This window comes from Kineosporia succinea (assembly GCF_030811555.1).
GTDB classification, from domain to species: domain Bacteria; phylum Actinomycetota; class Actinomycetes; order Actinomycetales; family Kineosporiaceae; genus Kineosporia; species Kineosporia succinea.
The window spans coordinates 5,044,605-5,060,339 of record NZ_JAUSQZ010000001.1 but is presented as its reverse complement, the minus strand read 5'-3'; the positions used below and the strand labels follow the sequence as shown (position 1 = coordinate 5,060,339).

Here is a 15,735-nt window from a genome sequence, read left to right as displayed (position 1 = left end):
CTCGCGGGACAGGCCCTTATTCGTTCGACTCGACCGTGAACGGGGAGTAAGGTGCCCCCTCGTGTCTGCTGCCATTGATGACGTCCTCGGTTCGGAGCAGGCGTACCTCGCCCGGGCCCGCGCCGACCTGGAACACATGCGCCAGCAGGTGCTTTCGCTCGAGGTCCAGGGGGGCAACGAGGTCTCCGCGGAGTACCTGAGCGCCGCCCTCCACCATCGCGCGCAGGCCCTGATCGACGACCCGGGCACGACGCTGTTCTTCGGCCGCACCGACCACGACGACGGCAACCGCTGGTACATCGGCCGGCGGCACGTGGCCGACCCGAAGGGCGACCCGGTCGTCATCGACTGGCGCGCCGAGGTCTCCAAGGCGTTCTACCAGGCCGGGCGCAACGAGCGGATGGGCGTGGCCAAGCGCCGCCGGTTCGGCATCGAGCGCGGCGAGATCACCGCCTACGAGGACGAGGTGCTGACCGACCCGGCCTCGGACGACACCAGGAGCCAGATCCTGGCGCACGAGATCGAACGGCCGCGCGCCGGTCCGATGCGCGACATCGTGGCCACGATCCAGCCCGAGCAGGACGTCATCGTGCGCGCCGACGTGGAGACGTCGGTCTGTATCCAGGGAGCGCCGGGCACCGGGAAGACAGCCGTCGGCCTGCACCGCGCGGCCTGGCTGCTGTACGCGTTCCGGGAGCGCCTGGCCCGCTCGGGGGTGCTGGTGGTCGGGCCCAACGAGTCGTTCCTCGAGCACGTCAACGCGGTGCTGCCCAGCCTCGGCGAGGCGCAGGTGCGGCACGCCACGGTCGAGCAGCTGGTGATCACGTCGCCCGGTGGGGCCGAGACCCTGCTGACGGTCAGGGGTTCCGACACCTCGGCGGTCACCGGGCTGAAGGGTGACGCCCGGATGGCCGAGGTGCTGCGGCGGGCGGTGTGGGCCGGGGTCACGAAGCCGACCGAGGCGCTCGTGGTGCCCCGGGGTGCGAACAAGTGGCGGGTGCCGGCGTACGAGCTGGCCGAGATCGTGGAAGAGCTGCGGAACCGCGGGGTGCGCTACTCGGCGGCGAAAGACATGCTGCCGCACCGGATCGCGCACGCCGTGCTGCTGCTGATGGAGGCGGCCGGGGACTCGCCGGACGACCGGGTGCAGGACGCGGTGGCCCGCGGTCGCGAGGTGAAGAAGTACGCGGACGCGGTGTGGCCGGCGGTCGACCCGAAGAAGATGCTGCACCGGCTGTTCTCCCAGCCGGCGGTTCTGGCCGAGCACGCTTCCGGGATCCTGACCGACGACGAGCAGAAGATGCTGCTGTGGGAGAAGCCCCCGCGCACGGCCGGTTCGGTGAGGTGGAGCCCGGCCGACGCGGTGCTGCTCGACGAGCTGACCGACCTGACGCGGCGGTCGCCGAGCATGGGTCACGTGGTGCTGGACGAGGCGCAGGACCTGTCGCCGATGCAGCTGCGGGCGGTGGGGCGGCGCTGCTCGACCGGCTCGATGACGGTGCTGGGTGACATCGCGCAGGGAACCACGCCGTGGGCGACACCGTCGTGGGAGGTGACGCTGGAGCACCTCGGGCAGGTCGGTGCGGTGATCGACGAGCTGGACCGGGGGTTCCGCGTGCCCGACGCCGTGATCCGTTACGCGGCAAGGCTTCTCCCGTCGATCGCGCCGGGGCTGAACGCGCCGACGTCGGTGCGTGACTCCCCGGGCAGTCTGCGGGTGGTGCGCTCGGACGAGCGCTGGGCCGAGGTGGAGCGGGCGGTGCGGGACGCGCTGACCGAACTCGGGTCGATCGGGCTGATCGTGCCCGACTCGCTGGTGCCGGAGACGGCGAAGCGGTTGCGCGACAGCGGGATCGAGCATTCGGTGCTGGGGCCGCACGGGGCTTCGTCCGACGGTGACGCCCAGGCCGAGGACCCGCTGTCCCTGCGGGTCAGCGTGGTGCCGGCCACGACCGCGAAGGGCCTGGAGTACGACTGGGTGATCGTGCTGGAGCCCACGCAGATCGCGGCCGAGGAGCCCGACGAGCGCACCGGGCTGCGGCGGCTGTACGTGGTGCTGACGCGTGCGGTCACCGGCCTCACGGTGGTGCACGAGCAGGACCTTCCGGAGGTGCTGGCGTGACGGGTGCCGGTGTGACGGGTGCCCGTGTGGCCTCGCGGGCGGAGCTGATGGTGGACCAGGCGGTTTCGGGCTTCGCACGGGCGATCGAGACCCTGGGCGCGGTGACGCCCTCCGGGTCGGCGCAGCGGTTCGGCGACGCGGTGGCCGTGACCACCGGGGCGAAGCTGGCGTCACTGAACTACGTGATGGCGATGGGACGCACGCCCACGAAGGACGACGTGGTCGCGGCGGCTTCGGCACTGCGGGCGACCGGTCTGCCCTGGGGCATGGAGTTCCGCACCGATCCGGGGCCGGAGATCACCGAGCTGGCAGCCGGTCTCGGGCTGCACACGCTGAGCCGGCCGGTGTTCATGGTCGCGGCCGCGGACGATCTGGTGCTGGGCGAGACCTCACGGGTCGGCGTGGAAGCGGTCGGTGCCGACCGCTGGGAGGAGTACACGCGCGTCCTCACGCAGGGGTTCGAGACGCCGGAGGGGGTTTTCGGCACCCTGATGGGCGGCCCGGTGCTGGACGTGCCCGGTTTCACCGGCTACCTGGCGTTCTCCGACGAGGGCACGGCGGTCGGCACGGGGATGGCGACGATCACCGAAGACGGTGCGCTGAGCGTGTTCAACATCGCCGTGGTCCCGTCGGCGCGGGGCCGCGGGGTCGGCCGGGCACTGACCGGGACCGCCCTGGAAGACGGCCTGGACCGCGGCGCCCGGGTGGCCTGCCTGCAGACCAGCGCGATGGGCCGCCCGCTCTACGAGTCGCTCGGCCTGCGTGAGGCCGAGGCCTGGTACACGTTCGGCTAGGCCGTCTTTCGGCGGCGGCTACAGCTGGGCCTGCAGCGCCCGGATGCCCTGGATGAGGATCTCCAGGCCGGTGTTCTGGTAGCGCCGGTTCACGGTCTTGCTCACCAGGGACGGCGCGCAGTAGATGATGGTCGGGTAGCGCCCGGGCTCGAGAGCCTCGAGGCTGGCGCGCTTCTCGCGGGTGCGCCGGGCCACCTCGTCGGCCGAGTAGATCACCGCGTTCTCGCCCGGCTCCATCGTCACGAGCATGACCAGCGTGTGCAGCGCGTGCACGCCGATGTCGCTCATCTGCTCGTCGTCGAACCCGCCCTCGCGCAGCGCGGCGAAGGTCAGCTCGGCCAGGTCGAGACCGGCCGCGCAGCCCATGAACCGGTGGTGCACCAGGTCGGCGACCTCCGGGTGCCGGGCCAGACCCTCGAGGATCGCCTCGCAGCACTGACGCACCCGCACGTCCCACGGCGGCAGGTCGCTCTCCGGCCAGGACGGGGTCCTGATCTCGTCGAGCACGTGCTCGACCAGGCCGTCGAGCAGGGCCTCCTTGTCCTTGAAGTGCCAGTACAGGGCCATCGGGGTGACGCCGTGGTCGGTGGCCAGGCGCCGGATCGTGACCGCCCCGATCCCCTCGGCGTCGGCGAGCGCCAGGGCCGAGGCAACGATCGTCTCGCGGCTCAGCCGTTCCTTGGTCGTGCTCCTCTTACCAGCCACGACGTCGACTTTACCGTGTACAGGTGGGGCTTGCCAGGGGCTGCCTGTACGCGGTACATGTATGTCGTACATGTATGTCGTACATGTACGCCGTACAGGATTCCCCTAGAGAGGTATGACGCCATGAGGCGTAGTCCTTGGTCGACCCTGACCGTGCTGGCCCTGGCCCAGTTCATGGTCGTTCTCGACGTCACGATCGTGAACGTCGCCCTGCCCGACCTGCAGACCGACCTCGGCTTCAGCGCCGACAACCTGCAGTGGGTGGTGAGCGCGTACACCCTGGTGTTCGGCGGGTTCCTGCTGCTCGGCGGGCGGGCGGCCGACCTGCTCGGGCGCCGCCGGCTCTTCGTCGCCGGCCTGGTGGTGTTCGGCCTGGCCTCGCTCGCCGGTGGTCTCGCCGACTCACAGGGCGCACTGATCGCGATCCGGGCCGTTCAGGGTCTGGGTGGCGCGATGCTCTCCCCCGCAGCGCTTTCCATTCTCACGGTGACCTTCCCGCCGGGCCGGGACCGCAACATCGCGCTCGGTGTCTGGGGTGGCCTGGCCGGTCTGGGCGGCACGCTCGGTGTGGTCGCGGGCGGGTTCCTGGTCGACGGGGCGAGCTGGCGCTGGGTGTTCTTCGTCAACGTGCCGGTCGCGATCGCGCTGGTCGTGATCGCCCCGATGATCGTGACCGAGAGCAAGGTCGAACCCGAGGGCGGGCGGCGCACTTTCGACGCACTCGGCGCGCTGCTGGCCACGACCGGTGTGCTGGCCCTGATCTTCGGTGTGATCCGGGCCGAACCGCTCGGCTGGAGCGATCCGGAGGTCCTCGGCTCGCTGGGTGCCGCGGTGGTGCTGCTGGCCGGATTTGTCTGGGCCGAGGCCCGTTCCGCCGCCCCGCTGGTGCCGTTGCGGATGTTCCGCTCACGGTCGCTCAGCGGTTCGACCGTGCAGCTGGGCCTGAACGGTGCGGCGTTCCTGTCGATGTTCTTCCTGGCCGCCATCTTCCTGCAGCAGGTGCGCGGGGCCTCGGCGATCGAGACCGGCGTGCAGTTCCTGCCGATGGGTTTCGCGGCCATCGCCGGCGCCACGATCGCGTCCACCCTGGTCACCCGGATCGGTACCCGGCCGGTGCATCTCGCGGGTGCGGTGATGAGCGTGATCGGCCTGCTGCTGCTCACCACGGCCGGGGCCACGGGCAGCTACGCGCTCGAGCTCCTGCCCGGGTTCCTGCTGTTCGGCTTCGGGATCATGTGGATCGGTGTGCCGGGCCAGATCTCGGCGGTGTCCGAGGTCGACCACAACGACGCCGGGGCGGCCTCGGGCCTGGTCTCGGCGGGCTACCAGGTGGGTGGCGTGCTGGGTCTGGCGATCGTCAACACGCTGTCGACGTCGCTGGCCAACAGCCGTCTGGCCGAGGGTGCCGACCCGCAGACCGCGCTGGTCGACGCGTTCCACCGGGGCATCCTGGTGGCCGCGGCGTTCGCGGCGGTCAACATCGGCCTGGCGTTCGTGGTGCGGCAGCGGGTGGCCGACGCCGAGGAGCTCGCCGAGGCGGTCCCGGTCTAGGGCTTTCGATCATGACGGACGCGGTGGTCGCCTCGGGCGGTCACCGCGCCCATCGTTGTGATCGGGGTAACATCGGCGGTTCGCGCACCCGTCGGTCAGGGGAGAGTCGTCCATGCTCGAGACCAGAACCACCGCACGGCGCTTCGCCGCTCTCGGGGCCCTCGCGGTCTGCGGACCGCTGTTGATGGCCTCCAGCCCCAGCGGTTCCGTGGCTCCTCCCCCGAAACAGGCCGAGGCCGTCGGTCACGGCGGGGCCGTGGCCAGTGTCGACGCCGACGCCACGGCGATCGGCCTGGAGGTCCTGCGCCGGGGCGGGAACGCGGCCGACGCCGCGATCGCCACGGCCGCCGCGCTGGGCGTCACCGAGCCGTACTCCTCGGGCATCGGCGGAGGCGGGTTCCTGGTCTACTACGACGCGCGCAGGCACAGGGTCAGCACGATCGACGGGCGTGAGACCGCCCCGAAGGCCTTCACCCCCACGGTGTTCCAGAAGGCCGACGGCACCGCGCTCGACTTCGGCACCGTGGTCAGCTCCGGCCTGTCGGTGGGGGTTCCGGGCACGCCCGCGCTATGGGACAAGGCGGCGAAGAAGTTCGGCACCCAGGGCCTCGACCAACTGCTGGCCCCGGCGCAGCGCCTGGCCGAGCGGGGGTTCGTGGTCGACGAGACCTTCGCCCAGCAGACCAGCGCCAACGCCACCCGGTTCGCGAAGTTCCCGGCCACGGCGAAGCTCTACCTGCCGGGCGGGTCGGTGCCGGCGGTCGGTTCGGTGCTGAAGAACCCGGATCTGGCCAGGACCTACGGCATTCTGCGCCGCCAGGGGGTGAAGGCGCTCTACCGCGGTGAGATCGGTGAGGCCCTGGTCGAAACCGCCTCTGCCCCGCAGACCTCCGACGGCACGAGCGTCTATCCGGGTCTCGTCACCGCCAAGGACCTCAAGGCCTACGAGGCGCTGGTGAAGAAGCCGGTGCGCAGCGAGTACGAAGACCTCACGGTGTTCGGCATGCCGGTCCCCTCGTCCGGCGGCATCGCGGTGGCCGAGGCCCTGAACCTGCTCGAGGAGTACCCCGGAGACCTGGGAGACCTCTCGGACGTCGACTACCTGCACCGCGTCGCCGAGGCCAGCGCCACGGCGTTCGCCGACCGCAACCGCTACGTCGGTGACGGCGCGGGCACCCCGGTCGCCGAGCTGATCTCGCAGGGCTACGCCGCCGAGCGGGCCTGCCAGCTCTTCGACCCGGACAAGGCCGCGCCCCGCCCGATCCCGTTCGGCTCACCCGACGGCGACTACGACGCCTGCGCGCAGAAGCCTTCCGTCACGCAGGAAGCCGCCCGCGACGACCACGGCACCACGCACCTGACCGTGGCCGACAGGTGGGGCAACGTCGCGGCGTACACCCTGACCATCGAGCAGACCGGCGGCTCGGGCATCACCGTTCCGGGCTACGGATTCCTGCTCAACAACGAGCTCACCGACTTCAACTTCGTGCCCCTGACCGCGGGCGTGCCCGACCCCAACCTGCCCGCCGCCGGCAAGCGCCCCCGCTCGTCCATCTCCCCCACGATCCTGTTCCGGGACGGCGACCCCTACCTGGCCCTGGGCTCCCCCGGCGGCGCCACGATCATCACCACGGTGCTGCAGGTGGCGGTGGGCCACCTCGACCGCGACCTCTCCCTGGTCGACGCGATCGCCGCGCCCCGCCTGTCGTCGCGCAACGGAGCCACCGCCGACGCCGAACCCGCGATCACCGACGGCCCCACCGGCGCCGGCCTGACCTCACTCGGCCACGCCCTCAAGTCAACTGCGGAGATCGGCGCCGCTACCGCAATCCAGTTCCCGGACAACGGCCCCGGCCACCACGGCAAGCAGTCCAGGCCCGGCACCCGGGGCCCGAAGCTGGTCGCCGCCGCCGAACCCACCCGCCGTGGCGGCGGCGCCGCCGCAGTCGTCACCCCGTCGAAATAGCCTGCCCCGCCGGGTCAAGCAGTGCGTCGCCCCGGCGGCGCGCTGCTTGACCCGCCGTGTCACACCGCCCTGCCGGTGGTGCGGGAGCGTGAGGACGCGGCGGTCCAGGTCGCTGTTCCGTTCCGCAGAGCGCTCGGTGCCCCGAGAAACCCGGGACACTCACGCGTCCCCCATTGGCCCGAGCAGCAAGACACCCGCCATACCGAAACGGTATAGCGGGTGTCTGCGCACGCGCGAGCCGGCGCTCAACGCGTCCTCAAAGAACCGAAAGAGCCGGCACCACAGAAAACATCAGGCCTCGATCGGCTCAGACACCCCACTCAGCACGGCCGTGAGCAGCCCCGGCCAGCGCGCGTCCAGATCTTCACGCCGCAGAGACAGCTGACGCTCACGACCACTCTGCACCGACCGCGTCACCCCCGCCTCACGCAGCACCTTCAGGTGGTGCGACCGCGTGGACTTCGGCATCTCCGGCCCCACCGAGGCGCAGACCAGGGGCACCTCACCGGCCTGCCAGGCCGCGAGCTGCCCGACGATCTCCAGGCGCACCGGGTCGCTCAGTGCGAACAGGACCGAGGGCAGGGTCAGCTCCGCGACGTCGGGGTGCGTGTACGTGCTGCTCATGGGCATCAGCTTAACCCGCCGGGCACAACAGTTCGACTTTTCTAGAACTTGGACCTACGCTTCAACGGTTCCACTCTAGTCGAACCTTTCGTGGAGGCCCGGATGTTCACGCAGTCGCGTCGGGCGGCCGGATTCTGGCTGGTCGCCCTGACCTCGGTCGCATTCCTGGCGGTGTCCAGCGCACCGTCGCCGCTGTACGTCGTCTACCAGCAGCAATGGCATTTCGGGGCGCCGACGCTGACGCTCGTGTTCGCCGTCTACGCCGTCGTCCTCCTGATCACCCTGCTGATCGCGGGTGGGATCTCGGACTTCGTCGGGCGCCGCCCGGTGATCCTGACCGCGATCGCCATCGAGATCGCGTCCCTCGTCGTGTTCCTGGTCGCCGACGGCGTCGGTGACCTCATCCTCGGCCGGGGGCTGCAGGGGGTCGCGACCGGGATCGGCATCGGCGCGCTCGGTGCCACCATCGGTGACCTCGCGCCCGCCGACCGCCCGGCCCTGGCCGCCGGCATCAACGTCGCCTCACCCACGTTCGGCCTGGCCGCCGGGGCCCTGCTGTCCGGCCTGCTCGTGCAGTTCGCGCCGCGCCCCACCACGCTGGTCTTCGAGGTGCTGGCCGCACTGCTCGTGATCATGCTGCTGGCCTGCGCTTTCGTCGTCCCTCGCAGTGAGCGGCGACCGGGCGTGCGAGCCAGTCTGCGGCCGGCCGTCACGGTTCCGCGCAGCGCCCGCACGGCGTTCCGCAACGCCCTGCCGGTCATGGTCGCGACCTGGGCCGTCGGTGGAGTGGTGCTCTCGCTCGGGGGTTCGCTGGCCGTCGGTGTCTTCGACGTGCACAACCACGTGATCAGCGGGGTGTTCGTCACGGCGATGGCGGGCACCGGCTCGATCGCGGCCTTCCTGGTGCGGGGTCGCCCGGCGCGCACCACGATGCTGTACGCGTCGTTGTCCCTGGTGGCCGGCATGGCGACCGTGCTGGTGGCCGTCGACACGACCGTGCTGCCCCTGTTCTTCGCCGGACTGGTCCTGGCCGGAATCGGTTTCGGGGCCGGCTTCACCGGGGCTCTCGGATCGGTCGCCCAGCTGGTGCGGCCCGGGGAGCGCGCCGAGCTGATGTCGGCCGTGTACGTGCCCAGCTACGGCGCTTTCGGGGGTGCCGCGGTGCTGGCCGGGCTGGCCGTTCCGCAGTTCGGGCTACGCCCCACCACCACCGGGTTCGGCCTGGTCGTGATCGGGCTGGCGCTGATCGCGGTGGTCACGGAACTGCGCACCCGCCGGGCGGAATCGGGGCGGGTCACCCGGGTCACGCGGATCGGCACGAGCGAAACGGTGGACGTTCCGGAGCCTCCCAGAGTCGTCAGCCACACGCGGTAGTCGCCCGGGGAGGCCGCGCAGAACTCGGAAAAAGGGCCGGAACGGGTGAAAACACACCCACGAACGGCCCGGACGGCGAATACTTGCCAGCGTGGTGGACGGGGACGGGGAGCAGCAGCGTGACCTGAGTCGTCTGCTGGCTCCCCGTTCCGTCGTTGTCGTCGGGGCCACCGAACGTCCCGGCTCGTACGCCGCCCAGACCCTGACCAACCTGCGCACCGCCGGATTCACCGGGGCACTGGCCGGGGTGCATCCCCGCCGGTCCGAAATCCTCGGCGTGCCGTGCAAACCCGACCTGGCCGGAGCGCTCGCCCTGATCGGCGGACCGGCCGACATCGTGGTCGTCGCCACCACCGCCGCCACCGTTCCCGACTACCTGGCCGAGGCCGGGCGCCTGGGGTGCGGTGGTGCCGTGGTGTTCGCGAGTGGATTCGCCGGCGGTTTCGCGGGCGAGTTCACGGGTGGTTTCGCCGAGAGCGACGACCGGGCCGCGCAGCAGCGGCTGGTCGCGGCGGCCGGGCGGCACGGGCTGCCGGTGCTCGGGCCGGACAGCGCGGGCCTCGTGAGTTTCCGGTCGAGGGCAGGGGTGTGGCGGGAGCGGATGTCACCGGGGCCGGTCCCGGCACCGGTCGACGACGAGCCCCGGGCCCTGGACCGCAGCGGCGGCGGCGGAGGAGGCCGGGCGGCCCGGGACGACCGTGCCGGGGGCCGGGGCGCCGGGAGCAGGGCCGACGACGGCATTGCGGTGGTCACCGAGAGCGTCGTGGCCGGGCGGCGGCTGCTCGCTCATCGCGACGGAACCGGCCTGCACACGGTGATCTCGGTGGGCAACGGCGCGGTGGTGGACACGCCGTCGGCGCTGGCCGGGCTGGCGGTCACCGAGGGGGTGAGGGCGGTGGCGCTGTACCTGGAGCGGATTCCGGACGGGGCCCGGCTGGCCTCCGCCCTGGCCGTGTGCGCCCGGGCCGATGTGCGCCTCGCGGTGCTGAGAACGGGACGGACCACGGGGCCCGGCCACGGTCACGGTCACGAACCCGGTTCCGGGGCGGCGCTCGACGCGCTGCTCGACGAGGCCGGGGCCGTGCCGGTTCACGACCTGCACCAGCTGATCGAGACCACGCGGGCCCTGGCCCGGGGCACGCGGTCGCGAAAACCGGTGGCCGTCATCACGTCCTGCGCGAGCGACGCGGCCCTGGCCGAGGATCTCGCCGCCGACGCCGGCGTCGAACTGGCCGAACTGCAGGCCGCCACGCGGCTCAAGCTCCGGGGGCACCTTCCGCGCCCGGCCGTCCCGGCGAATCCGCTCAACCACACCGCCCAGCTCGGGGCCGATTCCGGGGAGCTGGCCGCGATCAGCGCGGCGGTGTCCGCCGACCCGGGTGTCGGCACGGTGCTCTACGTGCAGGACGAGCCACCCGAGGATCCCGGACGTCGCGGCCTGCTGCTCGTCTCGGCCATGCCCGGCCAGGAACCGCCGGGCGCGGTGTCGGGTCTGCCCGCCGCCATGGCCGCCGTGGCCCGCCTGCGGGGCCCCGCGCCCGATCCCCTGCGTCTGAGCCGCATCGCGGAAGTGGCCCGCCGCAGCGGGTTCCCGGCTCGAGGCGCGGATGCGCTCGGCGCCCCGGGTCGTCACACCGGGCCCGGCGCGGGAAGGGGCAAGGGGGCCCGCCCGGGTTCGGGCCACCGCGCGGATCAGGGTCCGGGGCCTGGTGCGGGTTCGGGTTCCGGCGCAGGACCGGGTTCGGGTCGCAGCCCGGGGTCGGGTCTCAGCCCGGGGTCGGGTTCCGGCCCGGGGTCGGGTTCCGGCACGGGGTCGGGTTCCGGCACGGGACAAGGTTCACGGGCCGTGTCCACGCGGGCCGGGCGGAGCGGAGCTCTGGCCGGGAACGGGGACGGGGTGGGTCGAGGTTTCGGGTCGGTCGTCGAGGTTCCCGAGCACACGGCCAAGGCCGTGCTCGACCGGGCCGGCATCGACGTGCTGCGTCACGCGGTGGTGCCGATGCCTCCACGGGACGCTGATCCCGAGGCCGTCGCGACCGCCGTGACCCTCGCGGCCGCGCAGATCGGGTTCCCGGTGACGTTGCGGCTGTCGGCGGCGGGGCTCCTGGACAGTCCGGAGTGCTCCAGTCTGACCAGCGGGGAAAAGGTCACGCGCCGCGTCGCCGAGCTGCTCGCCGGCGCCCTGTCGCTGGACGAGAACGCCCGTCTCGACGCCGCTCTCCTCGTCGAGGGGCTGGCCCGGCCCGGCGTCCCGCTGACGATGACGGCGCACCGTTCCGGGCCGGTTCCCGCGCTCACGGTCGGTCTGGGCGGGGCCTGGGCCCAGGTGCACGGCGGCACCCGCACCGTGCCGCTGCCCGCCGATCCGGAACGCGTCGTGACCGCCGCCGCGTCCCTGCCGGGCACCGCCACCGCCGACCTGGACGCGGCCGGCCGGGCCGGTCACCGCCTGGGTGAGCTCCTGATCGAGGGCGACTTCGCCGGGTTCCGGATCACGCTCACCGATGGCACCGTGTCACACGCGCAGGCTCGCCGGTTCACGCGTTCCTCAGGCGCACATCACCACCATGGTGGACGCTCCTGAGACTCGAGTCTCCGAAACGTCCACCATTGTGGTTATTTCGCTGTTCAGGACCAGCCCGGGACCGCAGCTCCCCGCCGGACCCCGGGCGCGTTTCGCCGGACGCCGTGACCCGCTGTGATTGCATGGCGTCATGGTGGCGCGAACCGCGGCTTCCGGCGATCTGTCGGTCAGCACAGACCTGGAATCCGGCCCGGAACTCAGGCCCGGCCCGGATCTCAGGGATGGGCCGGTGCTCAAGGATGGGCCGGTGCTCAGGGATGGCCCGGAGCTGAAGAACGGTCAGGCGCCGAAGAACGGTCCGGAGCTGAACGCCGGCCCGGACGGCCTCAAGGTCGTCACGAACAAGGGCACCGCCCGGGACCGGATCATCGAGGGCACGGCCACGCTGCTGGCCCGTCGCGGGCTGCAGGCCACGTCGCTGACCGAGATCCTGGCCGCGTCGAAGGCCGCACGCGGCTCGATGTACCACTCCTTTCCCGAGGGTAAGGAGCAGGTGGTCTCGGAGGCGCTCGGGCTGGCCGGACAGCGCACCCAGGCCTGGCTCGACCGCTGGGACGGTGACGCCGCCGACGTGGTCACCGAACGCTTCCTGCACAGCTGGCGTCTGCTGCTGTCGCGTTCGGGCTGCTCGACCGGTTGCGCGGTGGTCGCGGTGACCGTGGCGGCCGACTCCCCCAAGCTGCTCGACGACGCCGCCGAGGTGTTCCGCGGCTGGCGCTCCCGTCTGGCCCGGCTGCTCGAGAACGGCGGCCTCTCCCCCGACGCCGCACCGGCTTTCGCGACGCTGCTGATCGCGGCCAGCGAGGGCGCGGTGGTGCTGGCCCGGGCCGAACGGGACCTGGAACCGTTCGACCTGACGGCCGGCCAGCTGCTGACCCAGGTGCGCGCGCTGCTCGGATAGGGCCGGTTCCGAGGCGCCAGTTGCTCGGTCAAGCCCGGCACCGCGGCGCCCGTCGCTCACTCAAGCCCGGCTCCAGGCACAGGTCGCTCAATCAAGCCCGGCTCCAGGCACGGGTCGCTCACTCAAGCCCGGCACCGGGGCACAGGTCGCTCAGTCAAGCCCGGCACCGGGGCACAGGTCGCGCACTCAAGCCCGGCACCGCGGCACCGGTCGCGCACTCAAGCCCGGCACCGCGGCACCGGTCGCTCAGTCAAAGCCGACTCCGGGGCGCCGATTCCGGATCTCCCGGTCCCCCTGGCACCTGTGCCTGGTGGCGCGTCGTCCGAACCGGGGCGCCTGCTCCCTCGAGCGCACTCCGGGAACGGAAACAGAACGCCGCAGCCGGACCGGTTCCACACGGTTGGACCGCGCGGAACCAGCCCGGCCGCCGAGGCTTTCAGCCGGCTACTTGTTCAGCAGCCCGGCCCGGCGCAGAGCGTCGGCGAGCGCCGTGTCGGGCACCGAGCCACCGCCCTGCCCACCGCGACCCTGACCACCGTGACCGCCACGGCTCTGGCCACCTTGACCGCCACGGCCCTGGCCACCCTGACCACCCCGCTGACCGCCGCCACCGGGACCGCCCTGACCGCCGCGTCCGCCGTTGCCGCCCTGACCACCGCGGCCCTGACCACCGCGGCCCTGACCCTGACCGCCCTGACCGCCGCCCTGGCCACCCCGCGGCCCGCGATCGGAACGCTCACCCCGCGGCGCACCGCCGCGCGAACCGCGGCCACCACCGGCCGGGGCGCCGATCTCGTCGTCGAGCCGCAGCGTCAGCGAGATGCGCTGGCGGTCGACGTCGACCTCCATGACCTTCACCTTCACCACGTCACCGGGCTTCACGACCTCGCGCGGGTCGGACACGAACTTGTTCGACATCGCGCTGACGTGGACCAGACCGTCTTGGTGCACGCCGATGTCGACGAACGCACCGAACGCGGCCACGTTGGTGACGACTCCCTCGAGCACCATGGCGGGCTTGAGGTCGGCCACGGTGTTGACGCCCTCGGCGAAGGTCGCGGCCTTGAACGCGGGACGCGGGTCACGGCCGGGCTTGTCGAGCTCACCGAGGATGTCGGCGACGGTCGGCAGGCCGAACGTGTCGTCGGCGAACTCGGACGGCTTCATCGTGCGGATGAGCGCGGTGTTGCCGATCAGCGCGGGCAGGTCGACCTCGGCCTTGGTGAGGATGCGCCGCACGAGCGGGTAGGCCTCGGGGTGCACGCCGGAGGCATCGAGCGGGTCGTCGCCCCCCTGGATGCGCAGGAAGCCCGCGGACTGCTCGAACGCCTTGGCACCCAGCAGCGGCACGTCACGCAGCGACTTACGGTTCTTGAACGGCCCGTTCTGGTCGCGGTGCGACACGATGTTGGCCGCGAGCGTCTCGCCGATGCCGGACACCTGCCGCAGCAGCGGGGCGGACGCGGTGTTCACGTCGACGCCGACCGCGTTCACGCAGTACTCGACCACTCCGTCGAGCGAGCGGGCGAGCGCCGACTCGGGCAGGTCGTGCTGGTACTGACCGACGCCGATGGACTTCGGGTCGATCTTGACCAGCTCGGCCAGCGGGTCTTGCAGGCGGCGGGCGATCGAGACCGCGCCCCGGATGCTGACGTCGAGATCCGGCAGCTCGGCCGAGGCGTAGGCCGACGCGGAGTAGACCGAGGCCCCGGCCTCGGAGACCACGACCTTGGTCATGTTCAGGTCTTTGGCGCGGGCGATGAGCTCGGCGGCCAGCTTGTCGGTCTCGCGGGAGGCGGTGCCGTTGCCGATCGCGATCAGGTCGACGTTGAACTGGCGGGCGAGCTTCTCGAGCTCGTCGAGCGACTCGGCCCAGCGGCGGCGCGGCTCGTGCGGGTAGATCGTGCTGTGGGCCACGACCTTGCCGGTGCCGTCGACCACGGCGACCTTGACGCCGGTGCGGATGCCCGGGTCGAGCCCCATCGTGGCGCGGTTGCCGGCCGGGGCGGCGAGCAGGAGGTCGCGCAGGTTGGCGGCGAAGACGCGGATGGCCTCTTCCTCGGCGGCGCTGCGCAGCTGGCTGCGCACGTCGAGACCGAGGTGCACCGAGATGCGCGTGCGCCAGGCCCAGCGCACCGCGTCGATCAGGAACTTGTCGCCCGGGCGGCCCTGGTTGGAGATCTCGAAGCGGTGCGCGATGGTCTGCTCGCTGACCCCGAGCTCGCCCGGGGCGGGCGGCGGCGCGTCGTCGGCCTCGAAGGCGAGGTCGAGGATCTCTTCCTTCTCACCGCGGAACATCGCCAGCACGCGGTGCGAGGGCAGCTTGGTGTAGGGCTCGGTGAGGTCGAAGTAGTCGGAGTACTTGGCGCCCGCGGCCTCCTTGCCCTCGCGCACGGTCGCGGCCAGCCGGCCGCGGTTCCACATGCGCTCGCGCAGGCCACCGATGAGATCCGCGTCTTCGCTGAAGGTCTCGACCAGGATCGAGCGTGCGCCCTCGAGCGCGGCCTGCACGTCGGCGACACCCTTCTCGGCGTCGACGTACTGCGCGGCCACGTCTTTCGGGTCTTGCGAGGGGTCGGCCAGCAGACCGGTGGCCAGCGGCTCGAGCCCGGCCTCGCGCGCGATCTGGGCCTTGGTGCGCCGCTTGGTCTTGTACGGCATGTAGATGTCCTCGAGGCGGGACTTGGTCTCCGCCTCACGCACCTGGGCCTCGAGCTCGGGAGTGAGCTTGCCCTGCGAGCCGATCGACTCGAGGATCGCCTCGCGCCGCTTCTCCAGCTCGCGCAGGTAGGCCAGCCGCTCCTGCAGCGTGCGGAGCTGGGCGTCGTCGAGCGTGCCCGTGATCTCCTTGCGGTAACGGGCGACGAACGGCACGGTCGCGCCGTCGTCGAGCAGCCCGATCGCGGCGACCACCTGCCACAGCTGTACCTGCAGCTCGTCGGCGATGCGCTGTTCGACGGACACTGTCACGTTCTACCCACCTCTTGCCCGGTGCTTGCGGAAGGACCACCGCAGACTCTAGGGGCTAGCACCGACAACATGCGGACCCGACGGTGGGCGAAGCACGGCGACCCGGGCGCCACTCCCCTCATCCCCACCCAAATCCGCAGCAAG

At 71.9% G+C, this 15,735-nt stretch carries 10 protein-coding genes; 7 read left to right on the top strand and 3 right to left on the bottom strand.

Going from position 1 to position 15,735, the window contains the following annotated elements; translation table 11 throughout:
* The first annotated feature begins 61 nt into the window (after window positions 1–61).
* Window positions 62–2,122 (top strand): HelD family protein, encoded by a 2,061-nt coding sequence (locus tag J2S57_RS22010; protein ID WP_307246024.1) that lies wholly within the window; start codon window positions 62–64, stop codon window positions 2,120–2,122.
* On the top strand, window positions 2,119–2,916 hold the full coding sequence (locus J2S57_RS22005) for a GNAT family N-acetyltransferase (protein WP_307246022.1): 798 nt from the start codon (window positions 2,119–2,121) through the stop codon (window positions 2,914–2,916). The genes J2S57_RS22010 and J2S57_RS22005 overlap by 4 nt, the downstream gene beginning before the upstream one ends.
* Window positions 2,917–2,934: 18 nt before the next feature.
* On the opposite strand, the gene J2S57_RS22000 is transcribed toward J2S57_RS22005, so the two are convergent.
* A complete protein-coding gene (locus tag J2S57_RS22000; RefSeq protein WP_307246020.1) occupies window positions 2,935–3,621 on the bottom strand; it encodes a TetR/AcrR family transcriptional regulator in 687 nt (228 codons plus the stop codon).
* A gap of 123 nt (window positions 3,622–3,744) precedes the next feature.
* On the opposite strand from J2S57_RS22000, the gene J2S57_RS21995 reads away from it, so the two are divergent.
* Both J2S57_RS21995 and ggt read left to right on the top strand, forming a co-directional pair.
* Window positions 3,745–5,172 carry an MFS transporter gene (locus J2S57_RS21995; protein ID WP_307246018.1) on the top strand — a complete coding sequence of 476 codons (1,428 nt, stop codon included), beginning with the start codon at window positions 3,745–3,747 and terminating at the stop codon, window positions 5,170–5,172.
* Window positions 5,173–5,284: 112 nt separating this feature from the next.
* Window positions 5,285–7,138, top strand: coding sequence for a gamma-glutamyltransferase (gene ggt, locus J2S57_RS21990; RefSeq protein ID WP_307246016.1), 1,854 nt, complete (start codon window positions 5,285–5,287; stop codon window positions 7,136–7,138).
* Window positions 7,139–7,429: 291 nt separating this feature from the next.
* Here the strand turns inward: ggt and J2S57_RS21985 are convergent, their stop codons facing one another.
* On the bottom strand, window positions 7,430–7,762 hold the full coding sequence (locus J2S57_RS21985; RefSeq protein WP_307246015.1) for an ArsR/SmtB family transcription factor: 333 nt from the start codon (window positions 7,760–7,762) through the stop codon (window positions 7,430–7,432).
* Window positions 7,763–7,864: 102 nt separating this feature from the next.
* On the opposite strand from J2S57_RS21985, the gene J2S57_RS21980 reads away from it, so the two are divergent.
* From J2S57_RS21980 to J2S57_RS21970, 3 genes are all read left to right on the top strand, one after another.
* Window positions 7,865–9,136: an MFS transporter gene (locus J2S57_RS21980; RefSeq protein WP_307246013.1), complete on the top strand. Its 1,272-nt coding sequence runs from the start codon at window positions 7,865–7,867 to the stop codon at window positions 9,134–9,136.
* A 91-nt stretch (window positions 9,137–9,227) separates the two neighbouring features.
* The gene (locus J2S57_RS21975) at window positions 9,228–11,720 is read left to right on the top strand and encodes a CoA-binding protein (protein ID WP_307246011.1); all 2,493 of its coding nucleotides are present in this window, start codon (window positions 9,228–9,230) and stop codon (window positions 11,718–11,720) included.
* A 247-nt stretch (window positions 11,721–11,967) separates the two neighbouring features.
* Window positions 11,968–12,621 carry a TetR/AcrR family transcriptional regulator gene (locus J2S57_RS21970; protein WP_307246009.1) on the top strand — a complete coding sequence of 218 codons (654 nt, stop codon included), beginning with the start codon at window positions 11,968–11,970 and terminating at the stop codon, window positions 12,619–12,621.
* A 444-nt stretch (window positions 12,622–13,065) separates the two neighbouring features.
* On the opposite strand, the gene J2S57_RS21965 is transcribed toward J2S57_RS21970, so the two are convergent.
* On the bottom strand, window positions 13,066–15,591 hold the full coding sequence (locus J2S57_RS21965) for a Tex family protein (protein WP_307246007.1): 2,526 nt from the start codon (window positions 15,589–15,591) through the stop codon (window positions 13,066–13,068).
* Window positions 15,592–15,735: the final 144 nt, after the last annotated feature.

Bases quoted from the DNA above. Each gene is read 5' to 3' on its own strand.
- J2S57_RS21995 (WP_307246018.1), top strand. From the start codon at position 3,745: ATGAGGCGTAGTCCTTGGTCGACCCTGACCGTGCTGGCCCTGGCCCAG.
- ggt (WP_307246016.1), top strand. From the start codon at position 5,285: ATGCTCGAGACCAGAACCACCGCACGGCGCTTCGCCGCTCTCGGGGCC.
- J2S57_RS21985 (WP_307246015.1), bottom strand. From the start codon at position 7,762: ATGAGCAGCACGTACACGCACCCCGACGTCGCGGAGCTGACCCTGCCC.
- J2S57_RS21980 (WP_307246013.1), top strand. From the start codon at position 7,865: ATGTTCACGCAGTCGCGTCGGGCGGCCGGATTCTGGCTGGTCGCCCTG.